This window comes from Kitasatospora sp. NPDC088391 (assembly GCF_044753345.1).
Taxonomy (GTDB): Bacteria; Actinomycetota; Actinomycetes; order Streptomycetales; family Streptomycetaceae; genus Kitasatospora.
In genome coordinates this window covers 294,570-309,706 of the sequence record NZ_JBIVNB010000006.1, presented here as the reverse complement: position 1 = coordinate 309,706, position 15,137 = coordinate 294,570, and the positions used below count along the sequence as shown (strand labels likewise).

The 15,137-nt window shown below is 75.0% G+C and carries 14 protein-coding genes, 1 tRNA gene and 1 riboswitch; of the genes, 11 read left to right on the top strand and 4 right to left on the bottom strand.

Translation table 11 applies throughout. The annotated features are described in order from the left end of the window. Positions 1 to 77: 77 nt before the first annotated feature. Positions 78 to 1,070, top strand: a complete 993-nt coding sequence (locus tag ACIQBJ_RS20630; RefSeq protein ID WP_400712166.1) for a hypothetical protein — start codon at positions 78 to 80, stop codon at positions 1,068 to 1,070. A 212-nt stretch (positions 1,071 to 1,282) separates the two neighbouring features. On the opposite strand, the gene ACIQBJ_RS20625 is transcribed toward ACIQBJ_RS20630, so the two are convergent. The 3 genes from ACIQBJ_RS20625 to ACIQBJ_RS20615 are packed head-to-tail and all read right to left on the bottom strand — an operon-like array spanning position 1,283 to position 4,465. After that, on the bottom strand, positions 1,283 to 2,362 hold the full coding sequence (locus ACIQBJ_RS20625) for a prenyltransferase (RefSeq protein WP_400712163.1): 1,080 nt from the start codon (positions 2,360 to 2,362) through the stop codon (positions 1,283 to 1,285). Continuing rightward, complete coding sequence (locus tag ACIQBJ_RS20620) at positions 2,359 to 3,099, bottom strand: class I SAM-dependent methyltransferase (RefSeq protein ID WP_400712160.1); 741 nt, start codon at positions 3,097 to 3,099, stop codon at positions 2,359 to 2,361. The genes ACIQBJ_RS20625 and ACIQBJ_RS20620 overlap by 4 nt, the downstream gene beginning before the upstream one ends. A gap of 49 nt (positions 3,100 to 3,148) precedes the next feature. Then, on the bottom strand, positions 3,149 to 4,465 hold the full coding sequence (locus ACIQBJ_RS20615; RefSeq protein WP_400712157.1) for a glycosyltransferase family 4 protein: 1,317 nt from the start codon (positions 4,463 to 4,465) through the stop codon (positions 3,149 to 3,151). Positions 4,466 to 4,703: 238 nt separating this feature from the next. Between ACIQBJ_RS20615 and ACIQBJ_RS20610 the strand changes: the two genes are divergently transcribed. The 6 genes from ACIQBJ_RS20610 (at position 4,704) to ACIQBJ_RS20585 (ending at position 11,331) form a co-directional block, all read left to right on the top strand. After that, positions 4,704 to 5,360 (top strand): TetR family transcriptional regulator, encoded by a 657-nt coding sequence (locus ACIQBJ_RS20610; protein ID WP_400712154.1) that lies wholly within the window; start codon positions 4,704 to 4,706, stop codon positions 5,358 to 5,360. Between the two features lie 65 nt (positions 5,361 to 5,425). Further along, positions 5,426 to 5,507, top strand: a riboswitch (cobalamin riboswitch). Between the two features lie 96 nt (positions 5,508 to 5,603). After that, positions 5,604 to 6,950: a prenyltransferase/squalene oxidase repeat-containing protein gene (locus ACIQBJ_RS20605; RefSeq protein WP_400712151.1), complete on the top strand. Its 1,347-nt coding sequence runs from the start codon at positions 5,604 to 5,606 to the stop codon at positions 6,948 to 6,950. Beyond that, complete coding sequence (locus ACIQBJ_RS20600) at positions 6,947 to 7,630, top strand: SCO2322 family protein (RefSeq protein WP_400712148.1); 684 nt, start codon at positions 6,947 to 6,949, stop codon at positions 7,628 to 7,630. The genes ACIQBJ_RS20605 and ACIQBJ_RS20600 overlap by 4 nt, the downstream gene beginning before the upstream one ends. 2 nt (positions 7,631 to 7,632) lie before the next feature. Further along, entirely contained in the window at positions 7,633 to 8,769 is a 1,137-nt protein-coding gene (locus tag ACIQBJ_RS20595) for an energy-coupling factor transporter transmembrane component T (protein WP_400712145.1), read from the top strand. Beyond that, entirely contained in the window at positions 8,766 to 10,376 is a 1,611-nt protein-coding gene (locus ACIQBJ_RS20590) for an ABC transporter ATP-binding protein (protein ID WP_400712142.1), read from the top strand. The genes ACIQBJ_RS20595 and ACIQBJ_RS20590 overlap by 4 nt, the downstream gene beginning before the upstream one ends. A 127-nt stretch (positions 10,377 to 10,503) precedes the next feature. After that, positions 10,504 to 11,331, top strand: coding sequence for an ECF transporter S component (locus ACIQBJ_RS20585; protein ID WP_400712139.1), 828 nt, complete (start codon positions 10,504 to 10,506; stop codon positions 11,329 to 11,331). A gap of 48 nt (positions 11,332 to 11,379) precedes the next feature. On the opposite strand, the gene ACIQBJ_RS20580 is transcribed toward ACIQBJ_RS20585, so the two are convergent. Beyond that, positions 11,380 to 11,709: an antibiotic biosynthesis monooxygenase family protein gene (locus tag ACIQBJ_RS20580; protein ID WP_400712136.1), complete on the bottom strand. Its 330-nt coding sequence runs from the start codon at positions 11,707 to 11,709 to the stop codon at positions 11,380 to 11,382. Here ACIQBJ_RS20580 and ACIQBJ_RS20575 point away from each other — a divergent pair, their 5' ends adjacent. The 4 genes from ACIQBJ_RS20575 to ACIQBJ_RS20560 all read left to right on the top strand — a co-directional run bounded on the left by ACIQBJ_RS20575 (position 11,710) and on the right by ACIQBJ_RS20560 (position 15,092). Then, positions 11,710 to 13,455 carry a recombinase family protein gene (locus ACIQBJ_RS20575; protein WP_400712133.1) on the top strand — a complete coding sequence of 582 codons (1,746 nt, stop codon included), beginning with the start codon at positions 11,710 to 11,712 and terminating at the stop codon, positions 13,453 to 13,455. Positions 13,456 to 13,807: 352 nt separating this feature from the next. Continuing rightward, positions 13,808 to 14,176 carry a hypothetical protein gene (locus ACIQBJ_RS20570; protein ID WP_400712130.1) on the top strand — a complete coding sequence of 123 codons (369 nt, stop codon included), beginning with the start codon at positions 13,808 to 13,810 and terminating at the stop codon, positions 14,174 to 14,176. A gap of 385 nt (positions 14,177 to 14,561) precedes the next feature. Then, a tRNA-Leu gene (locus ACIQBJ_RS20565) sits at positions 14,562 to 14,636 on the top strand. Between the two features lie 108 nt (positions 14,637 to 14,744). Beyond that, positions 14,745 to 15,092 (top strand): HNH endonuclease, encoded by a 348-nt coding sequence (locus ACIQBJ_RS20560; protein WP_400712127.1) that lies wholly within the window; start codon positions 14,745 to 14,747, stop codon positions 15,090 to 15,092. The last annotated feature ends 45 nt before the right edge of the window (positions 15,093 to 15,137 follow it).

Sequence of the window (15,137 nt, the reverse complement as noted above, 5' to 3'; positions counted from 1 at the left end):
CTGTTGTACCGCTCCGGTACCACGGGGGCCCGGTCAGCGCCCGCCGACCACGACTACACCTAATGAGGGGAACGTCAGTGAACCTGCGCGCTCTCACCAGGGGAGACGCCGCCGTCGCCGGTGCGGCCGTGTTGCTCCTGCTCTCGTCCTTCCTGCCCTTCCGGACCTTCCCGTCACTGCGCGGGGACCTGAACTGGAACGCCTGGGAGCCCGGGGCCTTCCCGCTGCTCCCGTCGGTCTTCCTGCTCGGCGTCATCGGCGCCGCGCTGATCCTGCTGTTCCGCCTGCAGAAGGAGACCCTGGGCAACAAGGAGATCCTCGGCCTCCGCCTCGACCAGTGGGGCACCGCGATGGCGGTGATCTCGCTCTGGGGCATGCTGTGGGCGGTGGGCGGCGCGCCGACCGGCGCGAGCAACGGCGCGGGCGTGTGGCTCGGCCTGCTGTCGACGCTGGTGCTGGCCGGTGCCGTGATCGCCGGCCCGCTGGTCCCGGCCCTGCAGGCCCCGCTGCTGCCGGCGGCCTCGCCCGCGGCGACCACTCCGCAGCCCTTCCCGCCCTACGGCGGCCAGCAGCCGGGCCAGCCGGGTCAGCCCGGCCAGCCGGGTCAGCCCGGCGCGTACGGCTACCCGGGTGCCCAGCAGCAGCCGTTCCCGGGCCAGCCGCAGGCCGAGCAGCCGCAGCCCCAGCCGCAGGCCCCGCAGTTCGGCGGCCAGGGCGAGTTCGGCGGCCAGGGCGGCTACGGCTACCCGGCGGCCGCGCAGGTCCAGGCCCCGGCCCCGGCCGTGCAGCAGCAGGCGCCCGCGCCGCAGCCCACCGCGGTGCAGCCCGCGATCCAGGACCAGGTGCCGCCGCAGCAGGCCGCCGCGGCGCCGTTCGCCCCGTTCTGGTTCGCCGTCCCGGCGGTCCGCCAGCTCGGCAACAAGGACAACCCGGCCGCCCCGCCGGTCGGCGAGCTGGTCCCCGGCACCTGGTACCTGGCCGTCGACCAGCGCGGCGCCGCCCTGGTCGCCCAGCTCCCGGACGGCAGCCACGGCGTCCTCAACGACACCACGGGCATCCAGCGCGGCTGACGCCCCGTCGCACCGGAAAGGTCCGCCCCCGGAGGGAACCCCTCCCCGGGCGGACCTTTCCGTTTCCTGCCCCGGCCCTCGCCCTGTCAGGGGCGCGGGGAACCGCGCGGGGCGGAAGGCGCGGACAGCAAGGTCCGCCCGGCGAGGGAACTCCCCCTCCCCGGGCGGACCTTTCCGTTGCACGCGTCGTGTCGCGGCGCGGCGCGCAGCGGCTAGCAGCAGCCCTCGACCGCCAGTCCCGCCGGGAGCTCCTCGCCGCCGAAGACGCTGACGGTCGCGTGGTCGCCGCCGCGGGCGGCGACGGCGAGGAGGAGGGCGCCGGCGGTCCAGGTGGTGCGTTCCTCGGGCCAGATCGCGTCGTCCTCGAAGACGTAGCCGGTCCAGTAGGAGCCGTCCTCGTGGCGCAGGTGCTGGATCCAGCGGAGGATCTCGACGGCGCGGTCGGACTGCCCGGCGGCCCAGAGCGCGAGGGCGAGTTCGGCGCTCTCGCCGCCGGTGACCCAGGGCCGGTCGCTGACGCAGCGGACGCCGAGGCCGGGGACGACGAAGCGGTCCCAGTCGGCGGCGATCCGGCGCTCGGCCTCGGCGCCGCGCAGCGCGGTGCCGAGGACGGGGTAGTACCAGTCCATCGAGTAGCGGTCCTTGTCGAGGAACCGCTCGGGGTGGTCGGCGATGGCGTGCCGGAGGCGGCCGGCGGCGAGTTCCCAGTCGGGCTGGGGGTGGTCGAGGTGGTCGGCGATGGCGAGGCCGCAGCGCAGCGCGTGCAGGATCGAGCAGGAGCCGGTGAGCAGCGCGTCGGTGGTGGCGGTGCCGTCCTCGTCCTGCCGCCAGGCGATCGCCCCGCCGGGGAGGCTGAGCCGGACGCAGTGGTCGAGGGCGCGGGCGACGGCGGGCCAGATCCCTTCCAGGAAGCTGTCGTCGCCGGTGGAGAGGTGGTGGTGCCAGGCGCCGACGGCGATGTAGGCGCAGAAGTTGGTCTCCCGCGCGAGGTCGGTGGCGGTGCCGTCGGCGGTGCCGGGCTGTCCGTAGGCGTAGGCGGCGTACCAGGTGCCGTCGGCGTTCTGCCGGTCGGCGAGCCAGCGGTAGGCGGCTTCGGCGGCGGCGTGCTCGCCGGCGGTGTCGAGGGCCATCGCGGCCTCGGTGTGGTCCCAGGGGTCGAGGTGGCCGCCGTGGAACCAGGGGATCGCGCCGTCGGGCTGCTGGTGGGCGAGGATCGACCGGACGGTGTCGGCGGCCCGGGCGGCGTCGAGGACGCCGTCGAGCAGCAGCGCCTCGGGGACGGCGGCGGTCATGCGCCGGTCCGGGGCAGGTGGGGCTTGCTGGCGTAGACCACGAAGGACTTGCCGATGACGGGGTTGAGGGCCTTCTCGGCGGCCTTGGTGAGGGTGGAGACGACGGGGGTGCCGACGATGTCCCAGACCAGCAGCTGGTGGTAGGCCCGGACCGGGAGGGCCTTGTCGTTGTTGACGCCCATCGCGCACTTGATCCACCAGTACGGGGAGTGCAGGGCGTGCGCGTGGTGCTCGCCGTAGGGCTGGAGGCCGGCCTCGCGGACCTTCTGCACCAGCTCGTCGCCCTTGTAGATCCGGATGTGGCCGCCCTCGACCTCGTGGTACTCGTCGGAGAGCGCCCAGCAGATCTTCTCGGGCAGGTAGCGGGGGACGGTGACGGCGAGCAGGCCGCCGGGCTTGAGGACCCGGACCATCTCGGCGAGCACGCCCTTGTCGTCGGGGATGTGCTCCATCACCTCGGAGATGATGATGCGGTCGAAGGTGTCGTCGTCGAAGGGCAGGTTGAGCGCGTCGCCCTCCATGGCGGTGGCGCTGGCCCCGGCGGGGGCCTCGCCGGCCTGTTCCATGGCGGCGAACCACTTGCGGACCTCGGCGATCTCCTCGGCGTTCCGGTCGAGGGCGACCACGTTCGCGCCGCGCCGGTAGCACTCGAACGCGTGCCGGCCACCGCCGCAGCCCAGGTCGAGCACCCGGTCGCCGGGGGCGAGCGGGAAGCGGGAGAAGTCGACGGTCAGCACTGCGGGCTCCCATTCACGAAGGGGGTGGGGCGAGGGGGTTGACGGAGCGTCAGCCGACGTAGCGCCAGCCGGGGCCGGAGCGGGCGGCGGCGCCGGCGCCGGTGGCGATCGCGGCCCGGTAGCGTTCGGCGGTCAGTTCGGCGGCCCGGGCCCAGGTGAACCGGGCCAGCACGCGGTCGCGCCCGGCGGTGCCGAGGCGCTCGCGCAGCGCGGGGTCGTCGAGCAGCCGGCCGAGGGCGGCGGCGAGCGCGCCGGCGTCGCCGGGCGGGACGGCCAGGCAGGTCTCGCCGTCGGGTCCGGCGACCTCGGGGATGGCGCCGCCGGTGGTGGCGACCAGCGGGGTGGCGGTGGCCATCGCCTCGGCGGCGGGCAGCGAGAAGCCCTCGTAGAGCGAGGGGACGCAGGCGGCCTCGGCGGAGCGGTACAGGTCGACGAGGTCGGCGTCGCTCAGGCCGGTGCGGAACTCGATGTGCCGTTCCAGGCCGAACCGGCGGACCGCCTCGGTGACCGGGCCGTCCTCCTTCTGCGGCTTGCCGACCACGACCAGGTGGGCGTCGCGCTCGGTGCGGACCTTGGCGAGCGCCTCGACCAGGTGGACCAGGCCCTTGAGCGGGACGTCGGCGCTGGAGGTGGTGACGATCCGGCCGGGGACGCGGGCGACCTCGGCGGACGGCGACCACAGGCGGGTGTCGGCGCCGATCGGGACGACCGAGATCGCGCCGGGCGCGGTGCCGAGCTGTCCGGCGATCTCGGCCTTCGAGCTCTCCGAGACGGTGATCACCTGGTCCAGCCGGGCGGCGACCCGGCGCTGCATCCGGACGAAGCCGTACCAGCGGCGCTTGCCGAGCCGGGCCAGTCGGCCGCCGGCCGCGTCGAGCTCCAACTTCCGGTCCACGGTGACGGGGTGATGGACCGTCGTGACCAGCGGGAAGCCGTGCCGGGCCAGGCCGAGCAGGCCGTAGCCGAGGGTCTGGTTGTCGTGCACGACGTCGTAGCGGCCCTTGTGCCGGGCCAGGTACTGGCGGGCGCGCAGCGAGAAGGTCAGCGGCTCGGGGAAGCCGCCGGTGCGCATCACCGCGTACTCCAGCACGTCGACCGGGCCGCGGAACTCGGCGGCGGCGGGAGTGCGGAACGGGTCGTCGGAGCGGTACAGGTCGAGGCTGGGCAGTTCGACCAGGCGGACCGAGCCGGGCCCGTCGACCTCGTCGAGGACCGGGAACGGCTGGGCGCCGATCACGTCGACGTGGTGGCCGAGCCGGGCCAGTTCGCGGGACAGGTGGCGGACGTAGACGCCCTGGCCCCCGCAGAACGGGTCGCCCCGGTACGACAGCAGGGCGATCCGCAGCGGCGGCGGCGACGCGGTCATCCCCTGGCCCCTCTTCCTTGACTCACCGGGACCGGCGACGGACGTGGCCGCCGACCGGTAAAGTAGATCACGTTTCACAGCGGTGCGGGCTCGTCGTTGGAGAAAGTGAACAACGAGAGACCTCGAAGATTACCGGGCCGTAGCTTGCCGTCAGGAGCCCTGGCAGGTGATTCACGCCACGCCGCGCCCCCGCTCCGACCGCCGCCCCTGGAGTAGCCGTGACCGCGCTGGAGCACCCGTGACCGCGAACGCCGCCGCCGATCCGGCGCTCACCCCGCGCCAGGCCGAACGCCGCCGGGCGATCCTGCGGGCGGCCACCGCGCTGGCCGCCCGGGGCGGCTACGAGGCGGTGCAGATGCGCGAGGTGGCCGAGGGCGCGGGGGTCGCGCTGGGCACCCTGTACCGCTACTTCCCGTCCAAGGTGCACCTGCTGGTCGCGGTGATGCGCGAGCAGCTGGAGCGGCTGCACGGGCAGGTGAGGCGGCATCCGCCGGCCGGGGCGGACCCGGCGTCCCGGGTCGCCGAGGCGCTCACCAACGCCTTCCACGCGCTGCAGCGCGAGCCCCGGCTGGCGGAGGCGATGGTGCGGGCGCTGTCCTTCGCGGACCGCTCGGTGGGCAGCGAGGTGGACGAGGTCGCCCAGGTCACCTCGGCGATCGTGCTGGAGGCCGCCCGGCTGCCCGGCCCGCCCACCGCCGGGCAGCAGGCCGCGCTGCGGGTGGTCGGGCACACCTGGCACGCCACGCTGCTGGTGTGGCTGTCCGGGCGGGCCTCGCTGGCCGAGGTGCGGGCCGACCTGCACACCGCCGCCCGGCTGCTCACGCTCACCGCGGCCGATCAAGAACTGGAACCCGTTCCACCCGCGGTTGCGGGAGTTCCGCCGGCCGCCGGTTAGAGTCGTTGGTCGCGGACCGGCCCCCACCGGACCGTCCGACAACTGCACACCCGCCTCCGTGGCCGGGGGAAGCCGGTGCGATTCCGGCGCTGACCCGCAACCGTGAGCCGCCCCCGTTCCGGCGGGGCCGGCGCAGTCGGACTGCCCGGCCGGGGGCGAGCGGCCCTCCTCCGTCGTGGGTCCACGGGCGTTCCGGGCCGCACCCGGGCCGCTGCGACCGCTCACCGAAAGGCTTCACCCGCCATGCCGACCGCTGCCCGCCTGGGCGCCGCCGCCCTCACCGGGGCCCTGCTGACCGGCGTCCTCGCCGTCCCCGCGCTCGCCGACACCGCCTCCCCCGCCGCTTCCCCCGCCGGCTCCCCCGCCGCTTCCGCGACCGCGACGTCCACCGCCACGTCCGCCGCGCTGCCCGCCGGGCTGTACGGCAAGGGCGACCCGCAGTACGACGGCGTGTGGCGGCAGTCGCTGGCGCTGCTCGCGCTGAAGCAGGAGAAGGCCGAGCCCGCCGACTCCGCCGTGCAGTGGCTGCTCGGCCAGCAGTGCGAGGACGGCGGCTGGCCCTCCTACCGGGCCGAGGGCGCGCCGTGCCTGCCCGCCACCGAGGACTCCAACGCCACCGCGGTGGCCGTGCAGGCGCTGACCGCGCTCGGCGGGTACCAGCAGCAGGCCGGGCGCGGCGTCGACTGGCTGCGCAAGCAGCAGAACCAGGACGGCAGTTGGGCGTACAACCCGGGTTCGCCCGGCGACGCCGACTCCACCGCGCTGGTGATCAACGCGCTGCTCGCGGCGGGGGCCGACCCGGCCTCGGTCGGCACCGCGCCGCACACCGCGTACGACGCGCTGGCCGCGTTCCAGCTCGGCTGCGCCGCGCCCGCCGAGCAGCGCGGCGCCTTCCAGTACCAGCCCGCGGCCGGGGTGCCGGCCGCCCCCAACACGCTGGCCTCCGCGCAGTCCCTGCTGGCCGCCGCGGGCGGGCACCTGCCGGTCGCGGCCGCGCCGCGCAAGGACGCCGCGCCGAAGGCCCCGGCCTGCGCGGACGGGGCGAACGGCCCGGTCGCGCACGCCGATTCGGCCGAGGCGGACGCCGCCTGGCTGACGGCGCAGCTCGCCGCGAACGGGCAGCACCTGATGCTGACCACGCCGGGCGCGCCCGCCACCCCCGACCACGCCTCGACCGCCTGGGCGGTCCTCGGCCTGGCCGCCGCCGGGTACGGCGCGCAGGCCGCGGGCGCCGCCGACTGGCTGGCCGGCAACGGCTGGGCCTGGGCCGCGCAGGGCAAGGACGGCACCGACCCGGCCGCGGCCGCCACCCTGGTGCTGGCCGCCCGCGCCGCGCAGCTCGACCCGTACCGCTTCGGCGGCCACGACCTGGTGGGGCTGCTGACCGCCGCCGGGCCGCAGCCGAAGTCCGCGCCGCAGGCCGCCGCGTCCGCCCCGGCCCCGGCCGGGCAGGACAGGAAGAAGGACGGGGGCGGTTTCCCGGCGATCTGGACGATCGGCGTCGGCCTGCTGATCGGCGCGGGCGCGGGCCTGCTGCTCAGCCTCAACCGCCGCCGCCGGAACGGCGGTTCCGCGGGGCAGCAGCGGTGAGCGTCCGCCCGGACCGCCGACCGTCCGCCGTCGCCACCGCCGTCAGCACCGCCGCCGCCGTGCTCGGGCTGCTCGGCGCGGTGCTGGCGACGCTGCTCGGGCCGGGCGCGGGTCCGGCGCGGGCCGCCGACTACCGGTACTGGTCGTTCTGGAAGGGCGGCGCGGACGGCTGGGCGTACCAGCAGGCCGCGCCGACCGGGAACGTGCCGGCGGACGGGGCGGTGGACGGCTGGCGGTTCGTGCTGAGCCCGGACGGCGGGCAGCACACGCCCCGGCCCGGGCAGGCCCCGGACTTCGCCGGGATCTGCGCGGACACCGCCCCGGCGGCCGGGCGCAAGCGGGTCGCGGTGGTGCTGGACTTCGGCACCGCGCAGGACGCCCCGAAGGGTGAACAGCCGCCCGCCACCAAGGTGTTGTGCGCCTCGGTGCCGACGGCGGCGAGCTCCGCCGAGGTGCTGGCGGCGGTCGCGCCGCCGCTGCGCTACGACTCCGGCGGCCTGCTGTGCGCCATCGCGGGCTATCCGCGCGCGGGCTGCGGCGAGGCCGTCTCCGGCGGCGGCTCCTCGGCCGCGCCCGGGAGTTCCGGCGGCTCCGACGGCGGCCCGGCGCTCGGGCTGGCCGCCGTCGTGCTGCTGGGCGCGGGCGCGTTCTGGCAGAACCGCCGCCGGCGGAACCGCTGAGCATGCCGACCGCCGACCGCACCTCCCCGCCCAGGAGCGGCAACTCCCGTGCCGTGCACCGCCGTTCGCTGCCCCGGCAGCTGCATCCGGGGGCCTGGTGGCTGTGGTCGCTGGGCCTGGCGGCCGCGGCCGGCCGGACCACGAATCCGCTGCTCCTGCTGCTGATCCTGGCGGTGGCGGGCTACGTGGTGGCGGCCCGCCGCGGCGACGCGCCCTGGTCGCGCTCGTACGGCGCGTTCCTCCGGCTCGGCCTGCTGGTGCTGGCCGTCCGGATGGTGTTCGCGGTGCTGCTGGGCTCCCCGGTCGGCGGCACCCACGTGCTGTTCACGCTGCCCGAACTACCGCTCCCCGGCTGGGCGCAGGGCGTCCGGCTGGGTGGGTCGGTGACGCTGGAGGGACTGCTGTTCGCCCTGTACGAGGGTCTGCGGCTGGCGGTCCTGCTGGCCTGCGTGGGCGCGGCGAACGCGCTGGCCTCGCCCTCCCGGCTGCTGCGTTCGCTGCCGGGCGCGCTCTACGAGGCGGGCGTGGCCGCGGTGGTGGCGATGACCTTCGCGCCGAACCTGGTCGCGGACGTCCGGCGGCTGCGCGCGGCGCGCCGGCTGCGCGGCCGTTCGGACCGGGGCGTGCGGGCCGTGCTGTCGGTCGGACTCCCGGTGCTGGAGGGCGCGTTGGAGCGCTCGGTGGCGCTGGCCGCCGCGATGGACACCCGCGGCTTCGGCCGGACCGCCGAGGCGCCGGGCCGCCCGGCCCGCACCGCGGGGGCGCTGACGCTCGCCGGCCTGCTCGCGGTGTGCTGCGCGACGTACGGGCTGCTGACGGCGGGCAGCCACCCGTGGGCGCTGCCGGTGCTGCTGGCGGGCGCCGGGGCGGCCGGGGCGGGGCTGGTGCTCGGCGGCCGGCGCTCGGTCCGGACCCGCTACCGGCCCGACCCGTGGGCGCTGCCCGAGTGGCTGACGGCGGGCTCCGGGGTGCTGGTCGCGGCCGCGCTGATCCGGTACGCGGCCCGCTGGCCGGAGGCGCTGACCCCGCCGGTGGTGCCGCCGACCCTGCCCACCCTGCCGCTGCTGCCCGCGCTGGCCGTCCTGGTCGGCCTGCTGCCCGCCTTCGTCACCCCCGAGCCGCCCCGGAGCACCCGGTGATCACTTTCGAACAGGTCGGCGTCCAGTACGCCGAGGCCGCCGAACCGGCCCTGCGGGGCGTCGACCTGACCGTCCCGGAGGGCGAGCTCTGCCTGCTGGTCGGCCCGTCCGGCTCCGGCAAGTCGACGCTGCTGGGCACCGTCTGCGGGCTGGTGCCGCACTTCACCGGCGGCACCCTGACCGGCCGGGTCACGGTCGCCGGACGGGACACCCGCACGCACCGGCCGCGCGACCTGGCGGACGTGGTCGGCACCGTCGGCCAGGACCCGGCCGGGCACTTCGTCACCGACACGGTCGAGGAGGAACTCGCCTACGGCATGGAGTCGTTGGGCCTCGCCCCGGCCGTGATGCGGCGCCGGGTCGAGGAGGCCCTGGACCTGCTCGGCCTGGCCGAACTGCGCGGCCGGGCGCTGTCCTCGCTCTCCGGCGGGCAGCGCCAGCGGGTGGCGATCGGCTCGGTGCTGACGGTCCATCCGAAGGTGCTGGTGCTGGACGAGCCGACCTCGGCGCTCGACCCCGGCGCGGCCGAGGAGGTGCTCGCCGTGCTCCAGCGCCTGGTCCACGACCTGGGCACCACCGTGCTGCTCTCCGAGCACCGCCTGGAGCGGGTCGTCCAGTACGCCGACCAGGTGCTGCTGCTGCCCGGGCCCGGCGAGCCGCCGGTGCTCGGCGACCCGGCCGCGCTGATGGCCCGCTCCCCCGTCCGGCCCCCGGTGGTCGACCTGGGGCGGCTGGCCGGGTGGGACCCGCTGCCGCTCACCGTCCGGGACGCCCGCCGCCGGGCCGCCGCCCTGCGGGAGCAGCTGCCGCCCCCGCCGCCGCGACCGGTCCCCGCCCCGGCCGAACCCGTGGCCACCGCCGCCCGCCTGGTGGTCTCCCGGGGCCCCGTCCCGGCCCTGCGCGGCGTCGAACTCGCCCTGCGCGCCGGGGAGGTCACCGCCCTGATGGGGCGCAACGGCGCGGGCAAGTCCACCCTGCTGGGCAGCCTGGTCGGCCTGCACGCCCCCGACGCCGGCACCGTCCGGGTGAACGGCCTCGTCCCGCACAAGGCCCGCCCCAAGCAGCTGATCCGCTCCGTCGGCCTGGTCCCGCAGGACCCGCGCGACCTGCTGTACGCGGAGACCGTCGCCGCCGAGTGCACCGCCGCCGACCAGGACGCGGACGCCGAACCCGGCACCTGCCGCGCCCTGCTGGCCGCGCTGCTGCCCGGCGTCGCCGACGACCGGCACCCCCGGGACCTCTCCGAGGGCCAGCGCCTCACCCTCGCCCTCGCCGTCGTCCTGACCGCCCGCCCGCCGCTGGTCCTGCTCGACGAACCCACCCGCGGCCTCGACTACGCCGCCAAGGCCCGCCTGGTGGAGGTCCTGCGCGGCCTGGCCGCCGACGGCCACGCCGTGCTGCTCGCCACCCACGACGTCGAGCTCGCCGCCGAACTCGCCGACCGCACCGCGGTCCTGGCCGAGGGCGAGATCGTCGCCGACGGCCCCACCCCGGAGGTCGTCCTGGCCTCCCCCACCTTCGCCCCGCAGACCGCGAAGATCCTCCCGCCGTACCTCACCGTCCCCGAGGTGGCCGCCGCGCTCGCCCCCGCGGGGGGCGCCCGATGACCCGCCACCCGGCCCGCGGCCGGCGGCCGGCCGCCCCGGCCCCGATCCGCCGCACCGTGCCGTCCCCTTCCCCCTCCCCCGTGTCCGGGTGCGCCGGCACCTCCGTTCCGGCTGCGGAGGTGCCGCGGTGAACGCGCGTCCGTCCCGGCCTTCCCCCGTCCGGCCGGTGCCGCTCGGGCCGCGCTCGGTGGTCTCGCTCTGCCTGGTCTCCGCGGTCGGCGTCGCCGCCTTCGGCTGGCCGCTGCTCGCCTCCCGGGAGTCCGACCTGGTCGGCCACTCGGCGGACGCGCCCTGGCTGTTCGCACTGCTGATGCCGCTGCTGCTGGCCGTCCTGGTCGCCCAGCTCTCCGAGGGCCGCCGGGCGACCGGCGCGCCCGGCCTGGACGCCAAGGCCGTCGCGATGCTGGGCGTGCTGGCTGCGGCCGGGGCCGCGCTGCGCCCGCTGGGGGCGGGCACGGCCGGGCTGGAGCCGATGTTCTTCCTGATGGTGCTCTCCGGCCGGGCCCTCGGCCCGGGCTTCGGCTTCGTGCTGGGCGCCCTGGCGATGTTCGCCTCGGGGCTGCTCACCGGCGGCGTCGGCCCGTGGCTGCCGTTCCAGATGCTCGCCATGGGCTGGGTCTGCCTCGGCGCGGGGCTGCTCCCGGGCGCGGCGGCGCTGCGCGGCCGGGGCGAACTCGCCCTGCTCGCCGGCTACGGCGTCGTCTCCGCCGTCGCCTACGGCACCGTGATGAACCTTCAGGGCTGGCCCTACATCGGCGGGTTGGGCACGGCGATCTCCTTCGTCCCCGGCGATCCGCTCCCCGCCAACCTGCTGCGCTTCGCCCTCTACTGCCTGACCACCTCCCTCGGCTGGGACCTCCCCCGGGCCGCCCTCACCGCCGTCCTCTGCCTCACCGTCGGCGGCCCGCTGCTGCGCACCCTGCGCCGCGCCACCCGCCGCGCCGCCTTCCGGTGAGAAGCGGGGGCGGGGCCGACCGGCCCCGCCCCCGCCCCCGACCGCCGCCTACTGCTTCGGCCCGGCCTGCTGCACCACCTCGAAGGACCAGAGGGTGGAACCGGCGGCCGCGGGCCGCTGGGGCGCCTCGCCCTCCGCGCCGCCGCCCTGGTGCGCCTGCTTCATCGGGCCCTCCATCCACGCCCGGAACGACTCCTCGTCCCGCCACCGGGTGTACACCAGGTACTGGTCGGTCCCCTCCACCGGACGGAGCAGCTCGAACCACTCGAACCCGTCCGACCCCTCCACGGTCCCGGCCCGCGACCCGAACCGCTGCTCCAGCACCTCCCGCTGCTCGGCGGGCACGGTCAGCACGTTGATCTTCACTACGCTGCCCACATGGCACCTCTCAAGTCACAGGGTCGACCCGGCTCGCGGCCCGACCTCGATCAGGTACGAGCAGTCTCGTACATCCGACAGAGCAAGCGGCGCGAGGACGACTCCAAGGCGTCGCCCGAGGCTCAGCGGACCAAGACCGAGGCGCTGATGCAGTCGAGGGGCTGGCAGAACGCCGGGCACTTCGAGGACATCGGCAAGTCCGGCTGGGACCCGAACACCCACCGCCCCGGCTTCGAGGAGCTGATGGCGGCCGTGCGCGCCGGGCACGTGGACGCGGTGGTGGTCTTCTCCCTGTCCCGGCTCACCCGCCGTGGCGCGCTCGAAGCGATGAAAATCATCGACGAACTGGAGCAGCACGGCGTCCGGCTGGTCAGCGTGGAGGAGCCGTACCTCGACACCTCCACCCCGGTCGGCGTCGGCATCCTGGCCATCATCGCCGGACTGGCCCAGCAGGAATCCGACTTGAAGTCCGCCTACATCACCAGCGCCAAGGAGGAGATCCGGCAGGCCGGTGGCCACACCTCCGGCATCCCCCCGTACGGCTTCGTCAGCGAGCGGGTCACGCGTGGCGAGTTGACGGTGTCGCGGCTCGTTCCGTCCCCCGTGGAAGCCGACTGGGTGCGGCGCATGGTCGGCTGGGCGGTCGCCGGCGAGTCCGGCACCGGCATCGCCCGCAAGCTCAACGAGGAGTCCGCCCCGACCAAGGTCACCACCCTCGGCGAGAGCGGTACGAAGCGCCTGACGGCCCGGCGCGCCCGTGGCCTGTCGGAGTCCGCCGAACGCCCCTCCTGGACGTCCTCCACCGTCCTGCGCGTCCTCCGCGATCCGCGCCTCGCCGGATACGCGATCGAGTGGGAGGGACGCAGCCAGCGCCGCAGGGGCGCGGACGGCGAGGTCGTCCCGGGGACCACGGGCCACCGGGCGATCCTGCGCGACCCGTCAGGCGCTCCCCTGGAGTCGCACGAACCCCTGATCCCCCCGGCCGACTGGTGGGCGCTGCAAGACGTCCTGAACGGCCGCAGCAAGACGGTCGAGCGCCGGGCCGACCGGGTGCCCACGCTGCTCGCCGGGCACGGCTTCCTGTTCTGCGACGTCTGCGGCTCCGTCATGGTCGCGTCGGTCCGGGGAGAGACCCGGTACTACCAGTGCAACCGGGCCGGTGGAGTGGTCGCCGGCCACGGCGGACTGGTCATCCACATGGAACAGGCCGACAACGAGACAGCCGGTCGGGTCTGGGCCCGGCTCACCACGATGGACCCCGACGACCCCGAAGAACTGGAGTGGCTCGCCGAAGCCGCCCGCCGCTTCGCCCACCAGCGCGACAACTCGGGCCGCGAAGCGGAACTCTCCGCCGCCCGATCGGAGTTGGAGCACGTCCGCGCCTCCCTCCGGACGCTCTACGAGGACCGCACGGCGGGTGCGTACGCGGGCACGGTCGGCACCCAGGTCTTCCGCGAGTCCGTGGAACGGCTCATGGCCCACGAACAGCGCACGGACGCTCGGATCAAGGAGTTGGAGCAGGCCGCCGCCGCGACCATCGCCATCCCCGACGACTGGACGGGGGTCGACGGCGACCCGATCGGCCCGGGAACCCCTTGGGCCGCGTGGGACCTCCAGCGCCGCCGGGAGTTCCTGGCCCTGTTCGTCGACTCGGTCCGGATCACCAAGGCCACCGGCCGGGGCCGCAACGCCAACACCAGGGACCGCATCGTGATCCGGTGGGCCGAGCATCCGGACACGGACTGAACGAGAGCAGTGCCGCCGGATCGCGCTGTGGTGAAGCCGAAATACTCCGTGGCGACCCTCACACCGCCACGCCGACCCCGCCAGGTTCTGAGCCTGGCGGGGTTTTTCACGCCCATCGAGCGCCGCCAAGTCCTCTGTGCAGGTGACGAGGTGACGGAAAAGAGCGCGTTTCCGCTCTCCCTAGTACTTTATTTGTTTTGCCCTCTCTTTTCACCCAAACATGGTCTGACCTGCTGTTACTGGACAGCGGGGAGTCACTTGGAGGCTGGCATTCGATCCTTGTTGGTCCACTTTGGCTCCCCTCTTGCACGACAGCGGGGGTGAAGTGACTGCACATTTTCAAGGGGGACTCTTGGGCAAGTACATGGATGACGCGCTGGACAACCGCATGGTGGCGCTGGAGAACACCCCTGCCCGCCCGGAGCGGCGCAAGAAAATCGACACGGGCGAGACCATGGCCGATCCGTGGGCACAGAAGGACGCCACAACCCGCCGACTGCTCATGCTCGACGCCGGGGCACGGCTGGAGGTGTGCAAGGGCGTCCGGGGCGGTTGGAAGTCGCTCGACCGTCGCCGGGTCTGTTTCACCGTGACAGGAGACCTTGACCCTGCGGTGGAAGCGTGGGCAGGGCTCCGGGCCGAACTCAGCTTGACGGCCGAGCAGGAGCCCGCACCGGGCAACCGTATGCGCCTCGCCGAGCCGGTCGGCGCAGACAAGTAGCGACCCCGGCGGGGGGTGACGGGTGACGCAGATGGGGCGGAAATCTGGTTTCTCTATACGTACGCACATAGAGAAGAACCTGATTTTCCCGTCTTCTGCGTCACCCGTCACCACCCTGCAGGAATTCGTCTCCCTCTCTTACTGGTGAGAGGGGATGCGGGACTACCGCGCACCCCACCGACAGCACCACGGCGGACCTAGTGCCCGCGCCCCCTCTCGCCGCTCTGCCCGTGCACCACGCACCCGTTCGCCGGGTGGGCGCCGGAGTCGTGAGGCAGAGCGCGGGGACTGCACCGCCCGTCGTAGTCGTCCGCCAGGGCGCCACGGGAGAACGGGAAGTGCAGCCCCCACCCGGACCGGCCGACGCTGGTGGGGGACACCACCAGCCCGCCTGGCCCAACTCGGCAGAGGCGCGCGGCTCAAGACCGCAAGGTTCCCGGTTCGACCCCGGGGACGGGCACCGTTGCGAAGCGCAATCTGGGCCGGATGACTCGAACCCTCAAAGTCGTTGTGTTCCGCCTGTTGCAACTCGCCACCTTCATTCCGCACTTGGCAGGCAGGGGGCACCGTGTGCTGTATTGACTGCCTCTCGCCCCCGACTCACCGGGGCCGCTGCGAAGCCCACCACCGGGCCTACGAAGCCCGTCCGAGCGTCCGTGCGCGCCGCAGACTGCTCGCCCTGGTGATCCGTCACCACAGCGGCGCCGAACGACTTCGCCGGCGGGTCGACCGGGCGGACTCCGCGGTGTGTGGCCTGTGCGGCGAGGAGGCGCCCGCCGAGCTGGTCGACGTGGACCACCGGCCACCGCTCGCCCTCGGCGGCGAGGACACGGACCACAACATGTGGACGCCATGCCGCGAGTGCCACCGGGGCAAGGCGACGCGGGAGTTCACCGCCGAGTTAGCCACGCCGTAGCGGCGCTGGCACCGGCTGTTGTAGTGGCAGTGAGCAGCCATGCGG